Origin of the sequence: Brachyspira sp. SAP_772, from assembly GCF_009755885.1 — a bacterium.
In the GTDB taxonomy this organism is placed as follows: Bacteria; Spirochaetota; Brachyspiria; order Brachyspirales; family Brachyspiraceae; genus Brachyspira.
On sequence record NZ_VYIX01000277.1, the window covers coordinates 1 to 606 of the forward strand.

Here is a 606-nt window from a genome sequence, read left to right on the forward strand (position 1 = left end):
AAGACCAGCACCATGCTCAAGCTTTGGATAATAAGCACTTAAAGCATGCTCCATAGAATGTTCTGATGTAAGACCAGCACCATGCTCAAGCTTTGGATAATAAGCACTTAAAGCATGCTCCATAGAATGTTCTGATGTACAGCTTGAAGTACTTTCAACTATTCCAGATAAAGTATTAGCCATAGCAACATCTTCTCTTGCCTTCATGTTATTTCCATCTTTAACAGCATCAGCCAAACTTTTGCCTATAAGCTCTATTGCTTTTAAAGCACACAAATCACTCATATCGCTTGCAATTTTATTAATATATCCTTCTGTACTATGAAACAACGCATCAAACCCCTGATAAGCAGTAAGTTTAGGAGGAACTGTTTTCATRAGTTCTGGGTCTACTATAGAAAGATAAGGATAAGTTTTCTCATAACCRAAACCTATTTTTTCATTTCCATTAGTAATTACAGTCCAAGGGTCAGCCTCTGTACCTGTGCCTGCTGTTGTAGTTATTGCTACCACTGGAAGAGGGTCATTTGGAACCGCTTTACCTTTACCAGTACCGCCGAATATATAATCCCAATAATCTCCGTCATTAGCAGCCATTACAGCAAT

Annotated in this window: 1 protein-coding gene; it reads right to left on the reverse strand. The window is 38.2% G+C overall.

Annotation, left to right across the window (positions count from 1 at the left end):
• Window positions 1-606: iron-containing alcohol dehydrogenase (locus GQX97_RS14010; RefSeq protein WP_232473445.1), on the reverse strand; the 606-nt coding region annotated here is incomplete at both ends.